Source organism: Novosphingobium sp. FG137 (genome assembly GCF_057809735.1).
Genome location: NZ_JBMDKN010000001.1, coordinates 622,703 through 642,392 on the forward strand (window position 1 = coordinate 622,703; position 19,690 = coordinate 642,392).

At 64.0% G+C, this 19,690-nt stretch carries 15 protein-coding genes; 8 read left to right on the forward strand and 7 right to left on the reverse strand.

Translation table 11 applies throughout. The features are described 5' to 3' along the window. Positions 1 to 113 precede the first annotated feature (113 nt). Complete coding sequence (locus ACODS2_RS02840; protein WP_488997484.1) at positions 114 to 752, forward strand: sigma-70 family RNA polymerase sigma factor; 639 nt, start codon at positions 114 to 116, stop codon at positions 750 to 752. Between the two features lie 113 nt (positions 753 to 865). On the opposite strand, the gene ACODS2_RS02845 is transcribed toward ACODS2_RS02840, so the two are convergent. Together ACODS2_RS02845 and ACODS2_RS02850 are read right to left on the reverse strand one after the other, a co-directional pair. Beyond that, positions 866 to 1,225 carry an ATP-binding protein gene (locus ACODS2_RS02845; protein WP_488997485.1) on the reverse strand — a complete coding sequence of 120 codons (360 nt, stop codon included), beginning with the start codon at positions 1,223 to 1,225 and terminating at the stop codon, positions 866 to 868. A gap of 78 nt (positions 1,226 to 1,303) precedes the next feature. Next, on the reverse strand, positions 1,304 to 2,659 hold the full coding sequence (locus ACODS2_RS02850) for a sensor histidine kinase (RefSeq protein WP_488997486.1): 1,356 nt from the start codon (positions 2,657 to 2,659) through the stop codon (positions 1,304 to 1,306). A gap of 746 nt (positions 2,660 to 3,405) precedes the next feature. Here ACODS2_RS02850 and ACODS2_RS02855 point away from each other — a divergent pair. Continuing rightward, entirely contained in the window at positions 3,406 to 5,502 is a 2,097-nt protein-coding gene (locus ACODS2_RS02855; RefSeq protein WP_488997487.1) for a catalase, read from the forward strand. 74 nt (positions 5,503 to 5,576) lie between these two features. Here the strand turns inward: ACODS2_RS02855 and ACODS2_RS02860 are convergent, their stop codons facing one another. Further along, positions 5,577 to 6,380 (reverse strand): alpha/beta hydrolase, encoded by an 804-nt coding sequence (locus ACODS2_RS02860; RefSeq protein WP_488997488.1) that lies wholly within the window; start codon positions 6,378 to 6,380, stop codon positions 5,577 to 5,579. Next, complete coding sequence (locus ACODS2_RS02865) at positions 6,358 to 7,506, reverse strand: alcohol dehydrogenase catalytic domain-containing protein (protein ID WP_488997489.1); 1,149 nt, start codon at positions 7,504 to 7,506, stop codon at positions 6,358 to 6,360. Before ACODS2_RS02865 ends, ACODS2_RS02860 begins: the two co-directional genes overlap by 23 nt. 162 nt (positions 7,507 to 7,668) lie before the next feature. Between ACODS2_RS02865 and ACODS2_RS02870 the strand changes: the two genes are divergently transcribed. Together ACODS2_RS02870 and ACODS2_RS02875 are read left to right on the forward strand one after the other, a co-directional pair. Further along, positions 7,669 to 8,535, forward strand: a complete 867-nt coding sequence (locus tag ACODS2_RS02870; protein ID WP_488997490.1) for a helix-turn-helix transcriptional regulator — start codon at positions 7,669 to 7,671, stop codon at positions 8,533 to 8,535. Between the two features lie 50 nt (positions 8,536 to 8,585). Beyond that, positions 8,586 to 9,731 carry a cytochrome P450 gene (locus ACODS2_RS02875; protein ID WP_488997491.1) on the forward strand — a complete coding sequence of 382 codons (1,146 nt, stop codon included), beginning with the start codon at positions 8,586 to 8,588 and terminating at the stop codon, positions 9,729 to 9,731. Between the two features lie 171 nt (positions 9,732 to 9,902). Here ACODS2_RS02875 and ACODS2_RS02880 read toward each other — a convergent pair whose 3' ends face one another. Further along, a complete protein-coding gene (locus tag ACODS2_RS02880; protein WP_488997492.1) occupies positions 9,903 to 11,201 on the reverse strand; it encodes an aromatic ring-hydroxylating oxygenase subunit alpha in 1,299 nt (432 codons plus the stop codon). 115 nt (positions 11,202 to 11,316) lie between these two features. On the opposite strand from ACODS2_RS02880, the gene ACODS2_RS02885 reads away from it, so the two are divergent. From ACODS2_RS02885 to ACODS2_RS02900, 4 genes are all read left to right on the forward strand, one after another. Then, a complete protein-coding gene (locus tag ACODS2_RS02885) occupies positions 11,317 to 12,579 on the forward strand; it encodes an aromatic ring-hydroxylating oxygenase subunit alpha (RefSeq protein ID WP_488997493.1) in 1,263 nt (420 codons plus the stop codon). Then, entirely contained in the window at positions 12,567 to 13,169 is a 603-nt protein-coding gene (locus ACODS2_RS02890; RefSeq protein WP_488997494.1) for a TetR/AcrR family transcriptional regulator, read from the forward strand. Before ACODS2_RS02885 ends, ACODS2_RS02890 begins: the two co-directional genes overlap by 13 nt. A gap of 336 nt (positions 13,170 to 13,505) precedes the next feature. Further along, positions 13,506 to 15,914 carry a TonB-dependent receptor gene (locus tag ACODS2_RS02895; RefSeq protein WP_488997495.1) on the forward strand — a complete coding sequence of 803 codons (2,409 nt, stop codon included), beginning with the start codon at positions 13,506 to 13,508 and terminating at the stop codon, positions 15,912 to 15,914. A gap of 120 nt (positions 15,915 to 16,034) precedes the next feature. Beyond that, a complete protein-coding gene (locus tag ACODS2_RS02900) occupies positions 16,035 to 17,294 on the forward strand; it encodes an MFS transporter (RefSeq protein ID WP_488997496.1) in 1,260 nt (419 codons plus the stop codon). Here ACODS2_RS02900 and ACODS2_RS02905 read toward each other — a convergent pair. Together ACODS2_RS02905 and ACODS2_RS02910 are read right to left on the reverse strand one after the other, a co-directional pair. After that, positions 17,257 to 18,156, reverse strand: coding sequence for a sugar kinase (locus ACODS2_RS02905; RefSeq protein WP_488997497.1), 900 nt, complete (start codon positions 18,154 to 18,156; stop codon positions 17,257 to 17,259). The genes ACODS2_RS02900 and ACODS2_RS02905 overlap by 38 nt on opposite strands. After that, positions 18,157 to 19,677 carry a hypothetical protein gene (locus ACODS2_RS02910; RefSeq protein WP_488997498.1) on the reverse strand — a complete coding sequence of 507 codons (1,521 nt, stop codon included), beginning with the start codon at positions 19,675 to 19,677 and terminating at the stop codon, positions 18,157 to 18,159. Positions 19,678 to 19,690: the final 13 nt, after the last annotated feature.

The window sequence follows — 19,690 nt, forward strand, 5'->3', positions numbered from 1 at the left end:
AGTTTCAAGCTAAGCAATGATTCGGTAGTATTTTCGCGACTGTGGAATCGGATCCGCATTCCGTCGCTTTATTTGGAGAATAGTTGCCCAAAACCCTTTGTCAGGAAAATCCTATGACCAATCAGACCGAGCCCAAAGTCGGCGCGATGGAGAGCCATGCCTTGCCCGACGCGGATTTTCACCGAGAGCTTGTCGCCTCGATACCGCACCTGCGTGCTTTCGCGCGCAGCCTGTGCGGCCATCGGGATATCGCAGATGATCTCGCGCAGGAGACATTGCTCAAAGCCTGGGCTGCCCGAGATCGCTTCCGGGCAGGGACGAGTTTCCGGGCCTGGACATTCACGATCCTCAGGCACCACTATTTCGGCCAATTGCGGCGCGAGCGCTTTACGGGTGCGTATGACGAAGCCACTGCGGAGCGCATCCTCCATTGCAAGGGCGATCAGGAAGCGCGGCTGGAGGCAATCGATGTCCTGCGCGCGATGGAGTGCCTGACAGCGACGCAGCGCGAAGTCCTGATTTTGATGGCCATCGGCACGATGAGCTACGAGGAAATCGCGCTGGTGTGCGGCGTGGCGGTCGGCACGATCAAGAGCCGCATAGCCCGCGCTCGCGCGGCGCTCTCTGCCATTCTTGAAGGAGGCATCGTGCCGGAAGCGCGCAAGAATTTCGTGCTGGAGGGAGAAGTTTTCGATGCCTTTCTGGCGAGATTGCACGCCATCGCCCCCGCATACGCAACCCGCGCGGCCTGAACATGCGAAAGGTGCAGCGTAAGCAATCTGCGGCCGTCCTAGCTCGCCCCCTCCACCCGAGCGCTAACGGCTGCAGGTCCTTCGGCGGCGCTAGTCGGTAGCGCCGCCGAAGGTTAGCGCTGCGGCGAGCGCGCCAAAGGTGATGATCCCGCAGGTCGGTGGACTTCCACGCAGAGGCCGCGGCCGAGGCTGAACTGGCGCAACTGGGCACCGAAGAAGAGCACCATCGAGCGGATGATCTGCGAGCCGAGGCCGGTGCCCGAAGGGCTGACGCTCTTGCCAAGACCGACATCATTATCTTCCACGCGCAGGCGATATCTTCCCTCGGCTTCGTCCTTGAACACGATGCGCACTTCGCCGGGCTCCTCCCTTGCATAGGCGTACTTGCACGCATTGCTGACGAGTTCGTTGATCAGGATCCCGAGTGTGACCGCGGTCGCGGCCGGCAAGTGCGCCGGTTCGGCGTCGACCATGATGTTCCGCGCGCAGCAATGCAGGATGCGCCGGACACGCTGCCAGCTGTGGCGCAGGGCAAGAGGATTGGACCTTGGTCAGGTTTGCCCATCTTCATCCTGCATGCGCAGCGGGATCGAGACGATGAAGGTTGAGCCGATGCCCAGTTCCGATTCCAATGTGATCGAGCCCCCCAGTCGGACGATCGAGGAGCGCACATGCGCAAGGCCGATGCCCTCGCCAGGCTTGTCCTGCGGACCGGAACGGCGGAACAGATCGAATATCCGTTCGAAGTCCGCAGGGATGATGCCCCTGCCATTGTCGCTGACCCTGAATTCGGCGAACGCGTCGATGCGCCGGCCAGCGATGGACACCACCGGCGCGCGGCCGGGTTGCGCAAATTTAACCGCATTTTCAATAAGATTTGAGAAGATTTGTTCGACGACCATGCGGTCGCAAACGATATCCGGGAGATGACCTGCAATCTCGATCGTTGCCCCGGCCTGTTCGATCAGAGACTGTATGTATTCGGTAATCCCATTCACCAGCTTCCGCATGTCCAGAAGCTGCGGGACGAGCTCGCGGCTGTTCTGGCGCGACAGTTGAAGGATTGCCTGAATCAGCCCGTCGATCTTGCGGGTCGAGGCGCTGATGAAATGGATCGCTTCGGGTAGGTCCCGCTCCACCAGCGTATCGGTTTCGGGATAGATGGTTTCCGGACGGACGGCGCGCGCCTTGTTGAGGATATCCGCCAGCTTTTGCGCCACGGTCTCCAGTTCGGCGGTAAAGCCCATGATGTTGAGTAGCGGCCCGCGCAGATCGTGCGAGACAGTATAGGTAAAGCGCCGCAGCTCGTCATTGGCACTTGTAAGCTCGCGCGTCCGCTCCCCGACCGCGCGCTCGAGGCCAAGATTGGCCGTCTGCAGCGCCTGGCGCGAGACGATGATGTCCTGCGTGAAGTTCCACAGACTTTTATAGATGAGCGCGGCAAGCACGCAAAGTGTCGTCGCAGCCAAGCCGAGCAGCGCGTAGAAGCTGATCTGGAGATCATGGAGCCGCCTGCTGCGCCCGTTGAGCAGCAAGTCTTCCTCCTCCTGCATCTCGGCAAGCAGTTGGTGGGATGCTGTCAGCGCCTCGGAACGGCGACCGCGCGGGCCGTGTTGCAACTGCGCCACCAGTACGCGCAGCTTCGCGATGCGGGCCTGCTGGGATTGGTTATCGACGGTCATCCGCGCAAGATCGTTTATCGTCTGGTCAAACTGCGCCCGATCGTCTTCCTGCCCGGCCTGAAGCCACGCAACCGCAAGGCTGATTTGTCCAATTTGCCGTCTGGTCTGGTAAGTATGGGTCACCCAGCCCATCTGCTGTTCATTCACACTGGTGAGGCCAACGGCAAGTGCGATAAGTCCGGCGAGCGCGGCGAAACCCAAAATGATATTGCGCAGCTGCTGCATACGGAATCTGCGCTCAACGTCCGAGAAATAGGGCATAAACGTCTATTTCCCCCTGTCGCAGACGGTCGGCATTTCAGCGCAGGTCCAGCAAGGGACGAGGAAGCAGCAATCCGATATCGTCCCCAAAGCGGTCACTGGCCACAGACACAATTCGGTCGGCAGTAACGCGCGCGAACAACGCAAGTTCCGGGGCGGAAGGTCATTGTTCAAACTATTGCCGCCAAAACGCTCTCCTGAGTGCCCGAAGTGCCAGGCACAGATCGATTAGCTGCCGCAGGTTTCCTTCCGCCCGTGTAGCAGGGGGCGGATGCGTGGAACCGCTGATGCGATAGATCGCATTGCGCTGGACGAGCTGTCCCAACACCGCGCGCTGGCCCTTGCGGCGTCTGCACGGCTCCCCGGGGCCTTGGCCTCAATCGGGGAAATCCCATCGACATGGGCGTGCTGGCTAACCTGCGCCTACAACGCAAAGAAAATCGAGGCGAACCTCGCAGAATTGCGCGGCTTCGGGCGCAATGGTCATATGGGATTTCGTGGTCATTATAGCTCCATCGGGGCAAGTGCCCTCGAAACCGGACCGCAACGATGAAGTTCCCATACGCCAACATGGGTTGGGATAATCCTGGTCTGCGCTTGAATGCAGTCATGCGCGACACGCAGGCGGGAACCTTGACCTTGCCGGCGGCTTTACTGGCTATGCTTCTGGCGCGCACCGCGCGGGTTGTTCATGATCTGAAAGGCACGGCATGTCGCAGGATTCCCCCAGCTTCGAGACTACGCCCGGCCCGTCGGGCGAGACGCACCAGCATGTTCCGAACGGCGGCCCGCACGATGCCGGGCTTGCTCATCTCACAACCAATCAAGGCCTGCGCATCAGCGACAACCAGAACAGCCTGAAGGCAGGTCGAAGCGGGCCAGTGCTATTGGAGGATTTTGTCCTCCGCGAGAAGATCTTCCACTTCGACCATGAACGCATTCCGGAACGCGTGGTCCATGCGCGCGGACACGGAGCGCACGGCGTGTTCGAATGCACGCGCGCGATTCCCGAACTGACCAAGGCCGGCCTTTTCGCCGAGACCGGCAAGAAGACGCCGGTCTTCGCACGCTTTTCGACCGTCGCGGGCGGCGCCGGCAGCATCGACACGCCCCGCGACGTGCGCGGTTTTGCCGTTAAATTCTACACGGATGAGGGCAACTGGGACATCGTCGGCAACAATATCCCGGTGTTTTTCATTCAGGACGCGATCAAGTTCCCCGACCTCGTCCACGCGGTGAAAATGGAGGCAGACAAAGGCTATCCCCAGGCCGCCAGCGCGCACGATACGTTCTGGGATTTCATCAGCCTCATGCCAGAAGCGATGCACATGGTGCTCTGGCAGATGAGCGACCGCACGCTGCCGCGCTCGCCACGCTTCATGGAAGGCTTCGGTATTCACACCTTCCGGCTGGTAAACGGGGCGGGCGAGGGGCATCTGGTGAAGTTTCACTGGAAGCCAGTGCTCGGCATGCAATCGACGACGTGGGACGAGGCAACCAAGATCGCGGGTGCAGACCCCGATTACCATCGCCGCGACCTGTTTGAGACGATCGAGCGCGGCGCGTTTCCGCAGTGGGAACTGAGCATCCAGGTGTTCGATGATGGCTGGGCCATGGAACAGCCCTACGACGTTCTGGATGCGACCAAGCTTATCCCGGAAGAGGTGGTGCCAGTCACGATCATCGGACGGATGACGCTGGACCGCAATCCCGACAACTTTTTTGCAGAGACCGAGCAATCGGCGTTCTGCCCCGCCAACGTGGTGCCGGGAATCGACTTTACTGCCGATCCGCTGCTGCAGGGACGGTTGTTCTCCTATCTCGATACGCAGAAATCACGGCTCGGCACGACCAACTTCCACCAGTTGCCAATCAATGCCCCGCGCTGCCCGTTTCAGAATTTTCAGCGCGACGGCATGATGCAGATGGGCGTCCCCCACGGCCGCGCCAATTACGAGCCCAACAGCCTGTTCGAGCAGGGCGAACCAACCGGCCCGCGGGAATGCGCCGAGACCGGCTTCGTCACATTCCCGGACGCAGCCCAGCGCGATGATAGCTGCGCGCGTCTGCGCATGCGGCCCGAACTGTTTGACGACCACTACTCGCAGGCCCGGCTGTTCTACCGTTCACAAACTCCGGTCGAACAGTCTCACCTTGCCAGCGCCTTTGTGTTCGAGCTGTCGAAAGTGGATCTTGAGCATGTTCAGCAGCGCATGCTGACCCGGCTCGCAGCAGTCGACATGGACCTGGCGCACCGCGTTGCGAAAGGCCTTTCACTGCCGCTGCCGGCTCCTGCGAAAAGCGCAGCGCCAGTATTCGACATGGACCCTTCGCCCGCGCTTTCGATCCTGTCCGCAGGCCAGCCGCGCATGAACGGGCGGACGATCGGGCTGCTCTTTGCTGAAGGCTCCAGCCGTGACAGCATCGAGCGGATGCGCGATGCGATCGAAGCGCAGCAGGGCCGGGTGGTACTGGTTTCGCAGAAGGTCGGCTTACAGGAAGTCCGCGATGGCACCTTGAAAGCAGACGCCAAGTTGGAGGGAAGCCCATCGGCGCTGTTTGATGCAGTGGTCTCGATCATACCGCCGGAAGCGCTCAGCGCTTTGCGCAGCGATCACACCGCGCGCGAGTGGTTCGCCGATGCCTATGCCCATTGCAAGACGATCGGCGCCTGCCCGGCAACGCTGCGGCTGCTCGGAGAATGGGGGATCGCCGCGGACGATGGCGTAACCAACCTCCAGGACTTCCCCCATGTCGCACCGGCCCGGCACTGGTCGCGTGAGCCGCGTGTGCGCCTGCTTGCCTGAGGTGAGGCGGACGTGTCCTCCGTCATTGCGGAGGGGACCCTAAGCCTCCAACGCGCGGTTGATAGGTCCTGACCCTAGGAGCGAGAGGAAAGCTGCCCTTCGAAGAAGCGCAGGCTGTCAGCGAGGTGCCGGTTCCAGTAGGGCCAATCATGGCCGCCCGGAAACTCCTCGTAGAGGTGGGCGATGTTGGCCGCCGTCAGCGCCTCATGCAAACGGCGGTTTTCGGGCAGTAGCGCGTCATCCACTCCGCAATCGAACCGCAGCGGGGGCAAGGCGGCACGCGCACGCAGCAGGCAAGTCACGACTGAGCGGTCCTCGGCCTGCTCTCCCCATCCGATGCGCTGCTCTTCGATCATGGGGTCCATCTGTTCCAGATCTGTGATCGCGGAATGTGCGGAAACGGCTGCCAGACGCTCGGGATAGCGCCCGGCCAGACGCAGTGCGCCGAAACCGCCCATGCTGAGGCCGGCCATGAACAGGGGCGCAGGCGCATCGCCGGTACCCCGCACCTCGCGCACGACTGCGGGAACCTCGTCGATGATCCATCGCTCGAAGTCGGCCGCGCCATGGGGCACATAGCCCGATCCATCGCCCCACAATCCGTCAGAAGGCATGGCCAGCACCATCGGCCGCACCTCTCCTGCAGCAATCAGCGCATCGAGAACCGGAGCTGCGCCGCCGCGAAAGGCCCATGCCCAATGCGAGCCATAGACGCCGTGCAGCAGGACCACGATCGGCGAGTCCGCCGCCGTGCCCGGGGGCGCGTAGATCGTAACATCGCCCCGCTGGCCCAAGGCCGCGCTCTTGACCGTTGCGAACGTGAAACCGGGAGGCGTCAGCGCCGGGTCTGAAAATTCAAGCGTGCGAAACATGGTCATCACCTGTCAGCCAGATCAAGCCCTTGCCGCTCACGCCCGAGAGCATGTCCGAAATGGCCTGACCGGCGCTCTCGAGGCCGTAGTGGTGGGTTATCTGTTCCGCGACATGGAGCTTGTTTTCAGCCATCATCGTGAACAGGCGCGGGAAATCCCGGGTGGGACAGCAGCCGCCATAGAGCGCTGTCGAATAGCTCTTGTCCCACATGAAATCGGGCATGTGCGCGGTGACGGCGCCGTGGCTGCCGCTGACCTGAATGGCGCGCCCGCCATTGCGGACGAGGTGCAGGGGCAGGAAACTGAGGCGGGCTGAACCGGTCGCCTCGAAGGCGACATCCACGCCGTAATCGTCCGTCAGCGCACGTACCTTGCCGATCTGATCGGCAAACGCGGGGTCATCGCTCTGGACGAGGATGCCGTCGGTCGCGCCGAAGTGCCTGGCCCGTTCGAGTGGCTCGCTCCTCAGGTCCATCGCGATGATCCGGCTGGCCCCGGCGATGCGGGCGCCCTGAATGACATTGAGGCCAACGCCGCCGCAGCCCACGACCGCAACGGTCTCCCCCGGGCGGACCTGCGCCACATTGAGTGCGGAGCCGACCCCGGTCATCACTGCGCAGCCCAGCAGGGCCGCTTCGCCCAATCCCATGGCCGCAGGCAGCGGACTGACCGCTTCCTTCCTGACAATCGTGAAATCGGAAAACACGCCGAGATGGAAGGATCGATCGATGGGCTGATCGCCCCACAGGGTGCTGCCGGCATGGGCCGCGCTCGTGCCGAACCGTTCCGGCCAGCGACCGTGTGTGCGGTCGCAGATGTGCTCGTTGCCGCGCGCGCACTGCGGGCACGCGCCGCAGGGAATGGCCCAGTTCAGGCAAACCGGCTGGCCGATGGCAAGGCCCGTCACGCCCGGCCCGACGGCATCGATGATCCCTGCGCCCTCATGCCCGAGAACCATGGTCCGGCCCCATGACAGGCTGGCGTGGTCCGTATGGCAGACCCCTGCCGCGACCACGCGAATTCGCACTTCATTGGGCCCCGGCGGCGCTACGCTGACCTGCTGGAGCAGCAAGTCGCCCGCACCGGTGGTAATGGCGGCCCGGGATTCGACGAACTGGCTTGCGCGGGGCATTGTCTCTCCAATCGGCCACCATGATGCGGCGGCACCCTTTGCCTTGCCGGCACTGCGATGAAAACAGAGCGACATACGAATTCAGACTTGGCGAATGGAGGCCGGAACCCGCCGCCCGCAGATCGCATGGACCTTGCCCGGCAGCGCTGTTAGCGTTGCGGGATGGCAAGAGGGTCAATCTGTGAACCGGTCGAGGTCCACCCTCGTGCACTGGTGCGCGCCGAGCGCGTGGTGGCGGCCTTGGCAGACCCTGCGCCCGAACGATTCGCGCACTTTCACGATGCCGCCGAACTGGTCTGGTTTCAGGAGATTTCGGGCGAGCTCGTCAGTGAGGACGGCGTCTTCACGCTACGTGCCGGAACGCTCGTGTTCGTGCCCTCCATGCGCCATCACGATTTTGCCATAACGGAGGGCGCGCACAGCTGGGTTCTGGCACATCTCGATCCATCGCTGACAGCGGCCCTTGCTGCGCGCGAGGCGAAGATCTCGCTCGGTCGCTGCACGGCGATCACGTTTGATGGCGCCATGCGCGGCCGCATGAACACGCTGTTCGATTGGCTGCTGGAACTTGCGGCCAAGCCCGCCCCTGCGCGAGCGACAACCGCGGGCATCATCGAACTGATACTCGGGATGATTGGGCTTGCCGGTGATGGCCACCCGGAGAAAGCGCCTGGCGAGAGCGGCGGGCTCGATCGGCTCAGGCCAGCGCTCGACCTCGTGGCGCGGAGCCCTGCAAGCCCGATAACGTTGAGCAGCGCGGCTAGCGCCTGCCATCTCTCGGAAGCCTATTTCTCGCGCCGCTTCAAGCTGGTCTTTGGCAACACCTTTTCGGATTACCTGCGCTCCTATCGGTTGCGACTGGCGGCGCAGCGGCTGCTTTCGGGTGGGGAGCGGATCAACGAAATCGCCTACAAGACCGGCTTTGCCAGCCCCGCGCACCTTGCCGACCAGTTCCGCCGGCGCTTCGGCATGAGCCCGCGCGAGTACCGGGCCAAGGCCCGCAAAGGTCAAGAACACGAAAGCAATTGACCGGTTTTGTCCGCTGGTTTTCCCGGCTCAGCCGGTGCGATAATCTTTCCATGTCAGACCAAGATTGCATTGATCCGTTTCGCGCCGAGCGTCAGGCCCATGGCATCCTGATTGCCGATTTCGTCGGCGAAACCATCCCGATGATCCTGCGCCATGCCGATGTCCGCCAGGCAGCGAAGGATTGGACGATCTTCTCGTCGGATGCGCCGATGCGGGTGCCGATCCCGTCGGAAGAGGGCGTGCGCTCGGTTCGCCAGCTGCCGATCGAGGCCGATCCGCCGCTCCACTCCCAGTTTCGCGATCTGCTCAAGCCGATTTTCCTGCGCCCGTTGGCGGCGGACTATCAGGCCCGCATCGACGCGCTGATCGCGCGGCTGATCGAAGCGGCCACGGCCCAGCCGGAGATCGAGATCGTGCGCGGGTTTGCCCTGCCGCTGCAATCGCGCGCGCTCACCTATCTGCTGGGAATGCCGGAAAAGGCGGCCGAGGAATGGATCAGCTGGGGCACCCATGTCTTTCACGACGGCGAGGACAGCACGGGGAAGGGGGAAACGCTTGACCGCTATATCCGCGGAGCGCTCGATGCCGCCGATGTCGTCCACGGCACCGACTTCTTTGCGATCCTGCGACGTGCAACGGTCGATGGCCGCGCGCTGACGATCGACGAGATGGTCGGGATCGCGAATCTGACCTTTGCTGGCGGCCGTGACACGGTGATCCATTCGGTCAGCCGCATCATTGCCTACTTTGCCGCACACCGCGAGGAGCTTGCCGCCCTCGCCGGTGATCACAAGCGGATCGCCTTTGCGACCGAAGAGTTTGTCCGCTTCATATCACCGCTCACCCACATCGGTCGCGTCTGTGCCCATAGCACGCAATTGGGCAGCCACGACGTGCAGGCGGATGAACGCATTTCGCTGTGCTGGGCTTCGGCCAATCACGATGAACGCGTGTTCGAAGACCCCGGGGTGGTCAGGCTCGATCGGTCGCCAAATCCGCACCTCGGCTTCGGCAGCGGGGTGCACAACTGCCTCGGCGCAACCCAGGCCCGCGCGATCCTGCGCAGCCTCATCCAGCAGCTGGCCACACAGACCAGCGCGATCACCGTGCTGGGCGAGGAGCGCCAATACGAAGAGCAAACCGATTATCGCCGTTGGGTCGGCTTTGAATCGCTGCTCGTGCAAATGGAGCGCTGAGCCAGGTGCCGATCAACGCGCTGCGCCCGGTCGGCGCGCGGCGGGCTGGGCATCCGGAATGGGCTGGGTGCCAACTGACAGCGATCTGGACGCTCAGGCCTCCCGCCGCCTCGGCCTCGCGGGCTATATGCTTCGGTGCCGGAACATCGGACGCGAACGATCTCGCCTGATTTATTCGGCAGCGTCCCGCGCTTCGGTATCCAGCATCTCGACACGCGGATCATTGGGTGAAACCCAGTCGTTCCCGATCGCCTGCTCGACCCGCAGGTGCGCTGGCACGGCATCCAGACCGATCATGCGGTCGCAATGCTGGTGGAACCAGTAGATGCGCGATTCCTGATAGCTCAGCGGCACGCTCTTGAAGCCGCGGCTTTCCATCGAGCGCTGGATAGCCTCACCGAACTGGGTGTCCTCGAGGATAAGCTTGGCCATTGCCCGCCCGTTCGAAGCGGTTTCATCTGGCACGGTCCACAGATCGGGTGCCTCGCCGTCACCCCAGTCCGGCGCCATCGTGATCAGTTCCAGCCGCGTGGTCGTGAGCGAAGTGGGCCAGAAGATCAGCGGCGGCACGAAGTAGTTCGACTGCGGCGAGACAAAATTGGGGAAGATCGTGTAGCTCTGCGTGTGGGTGCGCCCCAGTTCGCCCACGGTGTCGATCGTGGTCCAGTTGGGCGCGTTGTCGATGGCCCGCACGTGATCGCCCTGCATCTCGCGCGGGGGCGGTGCGAGCATCCGTCCGTGGCCACCCGGATAGAGATGATTGACGTTGCGCTTGGCATCCACCAACGGGGCGACCGTATCGGGATGGATGAAGGGCACATGGTAGACTTCCATGTTGGCCTCCATCGCGACCTTCCAGTTGCACGCGAGGTCGAACGAATGGCGTGCGGCCAGACGCAGCTTGTCGAAGCCGAACTCCTCCCATTCCTCGGCGATGGGGCCGAGCCATGCGCGCAAGGTCGGCGCTTCATCGTCGAAGTTGACGAAGATCAGCCGACCGAACATCTCGCAGCGCACCGGGATGAGGCCGCGCGTTGAAAGTTCGAGATCGACGAAGTCCTGCCGCTCGGGCACCCCGATCAGCGAGCCGTCCGTCTTGTAGGTCCAGGCGTGATAGGGGCACACGAGCCGCCGGGCGCAGCCTCGATCCTGCGTCACCACCGGCGCGCCCCGATGGCGGCAGGTGTTGTAGAACGCCCGCACCACGCCGTCGGTCCCGTGAACGATGATGATCGGGTCGCCCGCATTGTTCCAGCGCATGAAGCTGCCGGGCTCGGGCACTTCGTCGAGATGCGCCGCGAACAGCCACGACTTGCCGACGACGTGCTCCTGTTCGAGCGCGTAGTATTCGGCGCTGGTGTAGCGCGCCGCAGGCACATCGGGCAGCGACGGAAAGCCTGCGGGCGGCCCTTTGCGCTGCCCTTCCCATTCCATCAAGGCCTTCAGTGTCGCGATCGTGCTGGCATCCATGTGCACCTCTCCATCCGAATCATCTCGGCTATTATGCAACGAATGTTGCATAATAGTGCCTGGATTGCTAGAGCCCGAGAACCGGATGGTCTTGGGAGAGGGCGGCGCGATGCAGATGACCGATATCGAAAGGGGGTCGGCGCCAGCCGCGAAGGCGGTTGGTTCGGGTGCTCGCAAGACCCTCGAACAGCACGCCGCCGTTCTGCTCAGCCACACTGCAGAGGGAACATTTCCGCTGGCAGGCGAGGTCATGGTTCTGGGCGCCGACCACTACACCTCCCCGGAGCGGTTTGCCGCCGAGAAGCGGCGCATCTTCCAGCGTGTCCCGCTGGTGCTCGCCGCTTCGTGCGAATTGCCCGGTGCCGGGGCCTACAAGACGCTTGAGGTTGCGGGCATCCCGGTGCTGCTGGTCCGCGACCGACAGGGCAAAGCCCACGCCCTGCTGAACGCCTGCACCCATCGCGGCGCTGCTGTGGCGAGCGGGTGCGGCTCGGCGGTGCGCTTCACTTGTCCTTATCACGGCTGGACTTTCGCTCAGGACGGCGCGCTGCTCGGTGTGGCCAGTCCGGCCGATTTCGGCACGGTCGACAAGGCGCTGCTGGCGATGAAGCGCTTTGCGGTCGCAGAGCGCGCGGGGCTGATCTGGGCGATCCTCGATTCCAAGAGCACGCAGGATCCGGCAGCCATGCTGGGCGGGATCGATGACCTGATCGCGGGCTTCAACCTTGCCGATTGGACCCTGATCGAAAGCCGCACGCTCCACGGGCCAAACTGGAAGCTTGCCTTCGACGCGCACCTTGAGTTCTACCATGTCCCTGTCTTGCATCGCGACACCTTCGGGCCGGAGCGGAGCAACCGGGCGTTCTACTTTGCACAGGGACCACATCAGCGGGTGATCGCGCCGCAAGGCCGCCCGGGTTCGGTGGTTCCGGATGATCTCTACGCCCTCGGCCGTCTGCCGGCCTTGGGCGAGCCGCTGGATCCGCTCTTGATGGGCGAGTGGATTCTGTTCCCGGGCACCTCGATCAACACCTTCTACATTAGGGGCATCCGCTGCGTGCTGGTTTCGATCGTCGTTCCGGGCGCCGAAGTCGGCACGTCCACCACTACCCAGACGTTCCTCGCCGAAACACCGCCTGATGCAGCGGGCCGTGCCGCAATGAGCGAGATCTGCGCCTTCCTTGCCCGCGTTGTTGGCGATGAGGACCTGCCGACCTCGGCGTTCCAGCAGAAAGTGATGGCGACCGGGATGGTCGGCGAGGTGCGTTTCGGGCGCAACGAGGGCGGCTTGCAGCACTTTCACCGCTGGCTTGATCGGGTCATCGTAGCGGACAACACCGAACTGGCGAACCTTCTGGCGGCCCCATGCCCGCAGTGATCGATCACGCCGCGCGCCGCACCGCGCTGGCCGAGATCGCCGCCGATCTGGTCGCGAGCGGCGGCGCCGAAGCGGCGACAGTGCGCGCCGTTGCGGCAGCAGCCGGGTTCAGCACCAAGGCGGTCACGCACTACTTCCCTGACAAGCGCGCGCTGATGCTGCTCACCTATCGCCATGCGGCGCTGAGCTCGCAGGTGCGCACCGATGCCTCGCAGCCCAAGGACGGGGGTGATATCATCGCCTTGCTCCACGCCCTGCTGCCGACCGATCCCAAGGTCGAGCGCGACTGGCGGGTTTGGTTCTCCTTCTGGGGCCTCGCCATCGCCGACCCGGAATTTGCTGCCGAGCAGCGCAAGCGTATGCGCGATTTCGTCGCCCAGATCGAAGCGATCCTCGCCGCAGATCGGCGCTGCGCGCACCTCACAGCGGCTAAGCGCCCGGATGTTGCCAGCGCGCTGCTTGCTGCGCTGATCGGGATCGTCACGCAGGTGATTTTCGATCCCGAAGCATGGCCGCCCCAACGGCAAGTCGTCGCGGTCAACGAAGTGCTGACACGATTTGAAGACGTCGCCGAAAAAGGGAACGGGTAGGATCGCCAAGAAGGCACGCCACCGGCAACGTCACGTCGTCGCCCATGGCTTTCGGAGATGTCGCGGGGCGTCACCGGACAGAGCAGCCATCTTCGCAAAGGAAGGCCACGGTTGACGATGATCGAGAGAGACGCACTCCATCCGCAGTCGCAAATTGGCCTGACAGGCTGGTTCAGACTTTTCGATGTGCCATCACCGAAGGGATCTGCTTGATAAACTTCTGCATTTTCCAGCGAAACACCTCACGCAAATTGGCATTACGACAGAGATTGACATAAATGACCAAAATAAATAATTGGTCAGGCCAGAAGGTAAATCCGATTCTGGGAGGGTGTCATGACGCACAAGTTTATCCTGCTGGCCGGCCTATCCGGCCTCGCGCTTTCGCAGCCCGTCCACGCGCAGGAGGCTGCAGAGCCTGCGGCGCCCTCGGCAGGCATCGAGGAGATCGTCGTCACTGCGCAAAAGCGCGAGCAGAACCTGCAGGCGGTACCTGCTGCCGTGACTGCGCTTTCAAGCCAGGCGATTGCCAATGCGCGTCTGTCGGACTTCTCCGACCTCACCCGCGCGGCGCCCGCGCTGACCATCACGCAGACCACCACTTCGCCCAACAACTCGATCATCCTGCGCGGCATCGGCACGTTCGCCTTCTCGATCGGGGTCGAGCCGAGCGTGGCGGTGATCATCGACGATATGCCGGTGGTGCAGCAGGCGCAGGCGTTCGACAACCTCGCCGATCTTCAGCGCATCGAAGTGCTGAAAGGTCCGCAGGGCACGCTGTTTGGCAAGAACGCCTCGGCGGGCGTCGTCAACATCGTCACCAAGGATCCGGCGCGCGATTTCGAAGGCAGTGCCAGCGTTACGGTCGCCACCGATGGCGATGTGCGCTCGGAAGCGGCGGTTTCCGTTCCGCTGTCCGATGGCGTGGGCCTGCGCGTTACTGGCTTCTACCATGATTTTCCGGGTAACGTCCGCAACCTCACCAGCGGCCGCAAGCTCAACGACCAGGAAAACTATGGCTTCCGCGCCAAGCTGCGCGCCGAACTCGGCAGCAACCTGACCTTCACGTTGACGGGCGCTTACGGCAAGGCGGTGCAGGACGGGGCGACCAACACCATCCGCAGCATTTCCGGCACCGGCACGCCCCGCGTGTTCGGCAGCCCGGCGCTGGCGCTGGCGCCCAGCCTGACCGGGATCACGCCGGGCGAGGGCAACTATAACGCGCGGGTCGATACCGCAGGCGCCACCCGCAACGAGACCGCCAGCATCGCGGGCAAGGTCAATCTCGATCTCGGGTTCGCGGATCTGATTTCGGTAACGGCCTATCAGGACTGGAAGTTCAACTTCGAGACCGACTTCGACGGCACCGATCTGAATGTCCTTGGTGGCCTTACCGGCGGCGCACTGAAGGGTGGCCTGGTGCAGAGCGGACCCTATCACTCGACCAACTTCACCCAGGAGCTGCGGCTCGTCTCGGGCGGTCGTTCGCCGCTCAAGTATGTCGTCGGCGCTTTCTATTCGAACGCCAAGACCCGCCGCGCATTCCAGCGTGGCCCGGTTGTCGCGACGGCGGACTGGTCTGCGCGCAACAGCAGCGAGAGCATCGGGATCTTCGCGCAGGTGGACTACACCCTGCCGACCGAGACCACGATCAGTGGCGGCGTGCGCTACAATCATGAGAAGATCGGGGTTGCCTTCGACAACAACCTGCCTTCAGCCACCGCCAACACCTGCCTCTCCGGCAATCCGCTGTGCCGGGGAACCAACAGCGACAGCGTGGTGACCTACAAGGTCTCGATTGCGCAGGAACTCGCGCGTCAGGTCATGGTCTTTGGCAGCGTTTCGAGCGGCTACAAGGGCTTTGCCTATGATATCACGACCGGCTTCAATCCGGCGCGGGTCGATGGCGCGCTCGGCGGCACAGGCCCAGGCTTGCTTGGTGTCGGCCCGGTTCGCCCGGAAACCTCGACCTCGTGGGAAGCGGGTATCAAGAGCCGCTTTGCCGATAACCGCATCCAGCTCAACGTGGTTGGCTTCCTGACCGATTACGACAACTTCCAGGCCCAGTCGGCGGTGCTGCTCGGCACACCGCCTGCACCGCAGTTCGTGCTCAACAACGTGGGCAAGCTGCGCACCAAGGGTTTCGAAGTGGAGCTGACCGCCAAGCCGACCGACTGGCTGCGCTTCGATGGCGGTGCGAGCTATACCGATGCGATCATGCGCAGCTTCCCGGCGGCGCAAGGCTATGCCGGGCAAACCGGCCAGGTGTGGAATGGCACCGCTTCGGCGCTGGTCGGCCCTTGCGTTACGGCAGCGCCGGCCACGGCAGCCAGCCCGCGCACGACCTGCACCTTGCAGGACCGCTCGGGCGCGCGCCTGCCCAACTCGCCGCGACTGAAGTGGAACATTGGCGCAACGGCCGAATTTCCGCTCGGCGGCAATGCCAAGGGCACCGCGATCCTCACTTATCAGCACCAGAGTTCGGTCAACTTCGATCTGCTCGGCAATCCGCTGCTGGTGCAGGAAGGCTACGGCGTGCTCAATGGTAGCCTTGGCGCCGAATTCGGCCGGGTCCGCATCACGGCCTTCGTCAACAACCTGTTCGACAAGCATTATGCCTCCAGCCTCACCGACGGCTACGGCGTGCTGGGCGGCAGTGCGAGCAACGACACCCACGTCGTTTACCAGTTCCAGACGCGGGATTCGCAGCGCTATGCCGGGGTGAAGCTCGGCGTGCAGTTCTGAAGCGTCATGGTCTGCTGCCCCAGGCCTTGATATCCACCCTTGCCGGACCGGAAAGCGCATGCCTTCCGGTCCGGACTTTTTGGCGCGAGGCGCGCCGCGCAGATCGGGGATAAATCGTTCATGAAACGCTCTGGCATCGCGCTGCGCTGGTGGATCATCGGACTGATCACGCTTGGCACCATCCTCAACTACCTCGCCCGCTCCACGCTCTCGGTCGCCGCACCCACGCTCAAGACCGAGTTTGCGATGACGACCGAGCAGTACAGCTTGGTCGTGCTAGCGTTTCAGGCCAGCTACACCGTGATGCAGACGGTGGCTGGCGCGGTGCTCGATGCGCTGGGCACACGCGTCGGCTTCTTCGTTTTCGCCATTGGCTGGGCGCTCAGCAACATGGCCCATGCCTTTGCCACCGGCTGGATGAGCCTTGCTGTGTTCCGCGCCATGCTGGGAGCGACCGAGGCTGCAGCCATTCCGGCCGGCACAAAGACCGTCGCGCAGTGGTTCCCGCCCAAGGAACGCCCACTCGCCACCAGCCTGTTCCAGATGGGCACGAGTGTCGGCAACATGATTGCGCCGCCGCTCGTCGCGTTCTGCATTCTGGCGTGGAACTGGCAGGCGGCGTTTATCGTCACCGGCGCGCTCAGCCTGGTCTGGGCAGTGATGTGGTGGGTGGCCTACCGCGATCCGGCCGTTCATCCGCGCCTTTCGAAGGCAGAGCGCGAAGCGCTTGCCGCGATGAACCAGCCTCAAGCCGGCAAGCCCGCAACGCGCGGCGATGTGCTGCGCAGCCGGGCGTTCTGGGCGATTGCGGTGCCGCGCTTCCTGGCCGAACCCGCGTGGCAGACCTTCAACTTCTTTATCCCGCTCTATCTTGTGGCGGTCTGGAAGCTCGATCTCAAATCCATCGCCCTGTGGGCATGGCTGCCGTTCCTCGCGGCTGATTTCGGCAGCCTTGCGGCGGGCCTGCTCCCGCCCTGGCTGATGGCGCGGGGCAGCTCTATGCTGTCTTCGCGCAAGATCACGATGACACTGGGCGCGCTGTGCATGGCAGGGCCAGCCTGCATCGGCCTTGCCACCTCGCCTGGAATGGCCATTGCGCTATTCTGCGTCGGCGGGTTTGCGCACCAGATGCTGAACGGTGCGCTGATCACGCTGTGTGCCGATGTGTTTGATAGCCGCACCGTCGGCACGGCCAGCGGTATGGCCGGAACGTCGGCATGGGTTGGCGGCATGCTGTTCACCCTGCTGATCGGGCAGAGCGCCGATGTGCTGGGCTACAACCCGCTGTTCGTGGCGCTGGCGGGGCTCGACCTGCTGGCCGCCGCGGTGCTGTGGAGCCTGCTCAGGAATCCCGCGCCGGGATCGCGCCGCGCCGCATGATCGTCCAACCGGCGAGCGCGTGCCCGCCAAGGGCTGCCTCTGCGGGGGGCTGACCGCGCAGCCGGGCTGCGAGATACCCAGCATTGAAGGCATCGCCCGCGCCGCTGGTATCGACCGGCGTGAGCACACACTCCGGGGCGATGATCGTGCCATCGGGCAAGCGGCAGCCGGCCGGGCCAAGCTTCACGATGGTTTCCGCGCAGCCCAGTGATCGCCAGTGCTGGGCAACCGCCTTGGCCGTCTGCTGACCTGAAAGCATGGTTTCGTCTTCCAGCGTGGGCAGGCCGATGCTGGCAACCGCGATGGCAGCATCGCGCGCCGAGCGGGCAGTGCGCACATCGGGCCAGAGGCGCGGGCGATAGTTGCCATCGAAGGCAACGAGGCCGCCGTGCTGCCGAACCCGGCGGGCCAGTGCCAGAAGGGATTCGCGGCCTTCGGAGGGCAGGATGGCGAGCGAAATCAGCGAAAACGCCATGAGATCGGCGTATTCGGCAGCGGCAAATGCGGCATCGATCCCGGCGCACGCAAACATCCGCCGCGCTGCACTGTCGCCGCGCCAGTAGGTGAAGCTGCGCTCGCCCGCCTCGTCGCACGTGATGGCATAGAGGCCCGGATTGCGCGCGGGATCGGCGAGGATCAGGCTCGTATCCAGCCCCTCGGCCGACCAGCGCGCCTTGAGGTCATCGCTGAACGGATCGGTGCCGAGCGCGGTCAGATAGGCCGTATCGATCCCGCTGCGGGCGAGATGGATCGCGGTGTTGAGCGTGTCGCCGCCATAGCCGAGCCGCCAGCTGGAGCTGTCCTGAGACAGCTCCAGCATGGCCTCACCCACCAGAACCGCGCGCGGGGCATTTCCGGCCATTCAGCGGCAAGCCGGGTTGGCCGCGCCGGGGACGGCGTAGAACGCGATGGCGTGGCCGGGCAGGGCTGCCTTGCCGGAAATCGCTACGCCTTCCAGCCCGGTCAGCTTCAGATCCGGCGACAGGGCGGGGGCCTTGCCGTTGATCAGCACGGCGCGCGTGTCGATCGGCTGGCCGGTCATGGTCCACCCCGTTGCCTTGCCGCCGAGGCGCAAGGTCTGCGCCGCTTCGCCAGTGTTGAGCGCCATCACCGCAACACCGCCGGGTTTGCCGACAAGGCACTGTGCATAGAGCCTGAGCGCCGGGGAGGGCGAACGCGGCGCAGCCAGCACGGTGGAACCCATCGTGCGCTTCCACAGCACGGCCGCCCAGTAATTCGGGCGCGGGGTCAGGGTGTCGCGGTCGATCAGCCCATAATCGCTGGCTGCCAGCGTGTTGTGCATGATCACCTGCAACCCCTTCTGCGCCAGCGCGGCGTTCTGGTTGAGGTAGCGGAAGGTATCGAGGAAGGTCGAGGCCCAGGGGCTGCCACCGCAGGCGGCCTGCGCGGTTTCCGTGTTCCACATCGGCTTGCCCGGCTCATACTTCTCGCGCAACGCGGCATAGTAGTCGTAGTCGCGCACCGTCAGATCGAGCCAGCGCGCGGTCAGGGCGTCCTCCTTGGCCGCTGTGCCGATGCCGAGGCCCTTGCAGCGCTGCGAGACGGTGCCGTAGAAGTGGTACGATACCGCATCGAGGCTGCCTGGATTGGCCTTCATCATGTCGTCGGTGCTGACATGGCTGCCAAATTCCGCCGGGACCGGAACGTCCTTGAGCAGGCCCGCCTCGCCGACACCGCCGACGCCGAGGATCGTCATCTCGGGCGCCGCCTTTCGCGCCCAATCGCGGAAAATGCGGAACTCCGCGCCATAGTTGGTCGCAGTATAGCCCTTGGGCATCTGCGGCGCGGCGCTGGGCATGTTGGCTTCGTTGAAGAACTCGGCGGCCCGGATCGTCCCGCCCGCCTCGCGGGTGAGATCGAGCAGGCGCTGGGCCTGAACCGGCGTCCACACGCCATCAGCGCCGCGTGTGCCGTTGCTGACCGCAAAGCTGGTGACGATGGGGGCATCGACCGCCTTGGAGAAGGCGACCACATGCCGCCACTGGTCGCGGGTCAGCACCTGCACGAAGCCTGCCGGCGGCGCGGAAAGGTGCTCGCCCTCGGCTTCCAGATAGGTGTTGTTCGACCACGTGCCGCTCACGCGCAGCAAGCTTGGCCCGAGTTCCTTGGCGAGTGCGATCAAGCGAGCGTCGGCAAGGTCGATGGGCGGGCGCTGGCGGTAGCGTTCATCCGCCGGGCCGCCATAGGGAGCCCAGAAACGGCCGCCAGTCACTTCGACCATCTCGATGTTGTAGCCTTGATAGCGCGCATCCACCGTTGCTACGCGGGCAAGGCCGCCAAGCCCGAGCGGGGCGGAAGATGGCGCCGGGCCAGCGGCGGTGAGGGCAACCAGCGCGGTTGCGGCAAGCAGGGTCTTACGCATGGGTCTTTGTCCT

Coding starts and splice junctions, on each gene's coding strand:
- ACODS2_RS02840 (WP_488997484.1), top strand. CDS start 114: ATGACCAATCAGACCGAGCCCAAAGTCGGCGCGATGGAGAGCCATGCC.
- ACODS2_RS02845 (WP_488997485.1), bottom strand. CDS start 1,225: ATGGTCGACGCCGAACCGGCGCACTTGCCGGCCGCGACCGCGGTCACA.
- ACODS2_RS02850 (WP_488997486.1), bottom strand. CDS start 2,659: ATGCAGCAGCTGCGCAATATCATTTTGGGTTTCGCCGCGCTCGCCGGA.
- ACODS2_RS02855 (WP_488997487.1), top strand. CDS start 3,406: ATGTCGCAGGATTCCCCCAGCTTCGAGACTACGCCCGGCCCGTCGGGC.
- ACODS2_RS02860 (WP_488997488.1), bottom strand. CDS start 6,380: ATGACCATGTTTCGCACGCTTGAATTTTCAGACCCGGCGCTGACGCCT.
- ACODS2_RS02865 (WP_488997489.1), bottom strand. CDS start 7,506: ATGCCCCGCGCAAGCCAGTTCGTCGAATCCCGGGCCGCCATTACCACC.
- ACODS2_RS02870 (WP_488997490.1), top strand. CDS start 7,669: ATGGCAAGAGGGTCAATCTGTGAACCGGTCGAGGTCCACCCTCGTGCA.
- ACODS2_RS02875 (WP_488997491.1), top strand. CDS start 8,586: ATGTCAGACCAAGATTGCATTGATCCGTTTCGCGCCGAGCGTCAGGCC.
- ACODS2_RS02880 (WP_488997492.1), bottom strand. CDS start 11,201: ATGGATGCCAGCACGATCGCGACACTGAAGGCCTTGATGGAATGGGAA.
- ACODS2_RS02885 (WP_488997493.1), top strand. CDS start 11,317: ATGACCGATATCGAAAGGGGGTCGGCGCCAGCCGCGAAGGCGGTTGGT.
- ACODS2_RS02890 (WP_488997494.1), top strand. CDS start 12,567: ATGCCCGCAGTGATCGATCACGCCGCGCGCCGCACCGCGCTGGCCGAG.
- ACODS2_RS02895 (WP_488997495.1), top strand. CDS start 13,506: ATGACGCACAAGTTTATCCTGCTGGCCGGCCTATCCGGCCTCGCGCTT.
- ACODS2_RS02900 (WP_488997496.1), top strand. CDS start 16,035: ATGAAACGCTCTGGCATCGCGCTGCGCTGGTGGATCATCGGACTGATC.
- ACODS2_RS02905 (WP_488997497.1), bottom strand. CDS start 18,156: ATGGCCGGAAATGCCCCGCGCGCGGTTCTGGTGGGTGAGGCCATGCTG.
- ACODS2_RS02910 (WP_488997498.1), bottom strand. CDS start 19,677: ATGCGTAAGACCCTGCTTGCCGCAACCGCGCTGGTTGCCCTCACCGCC.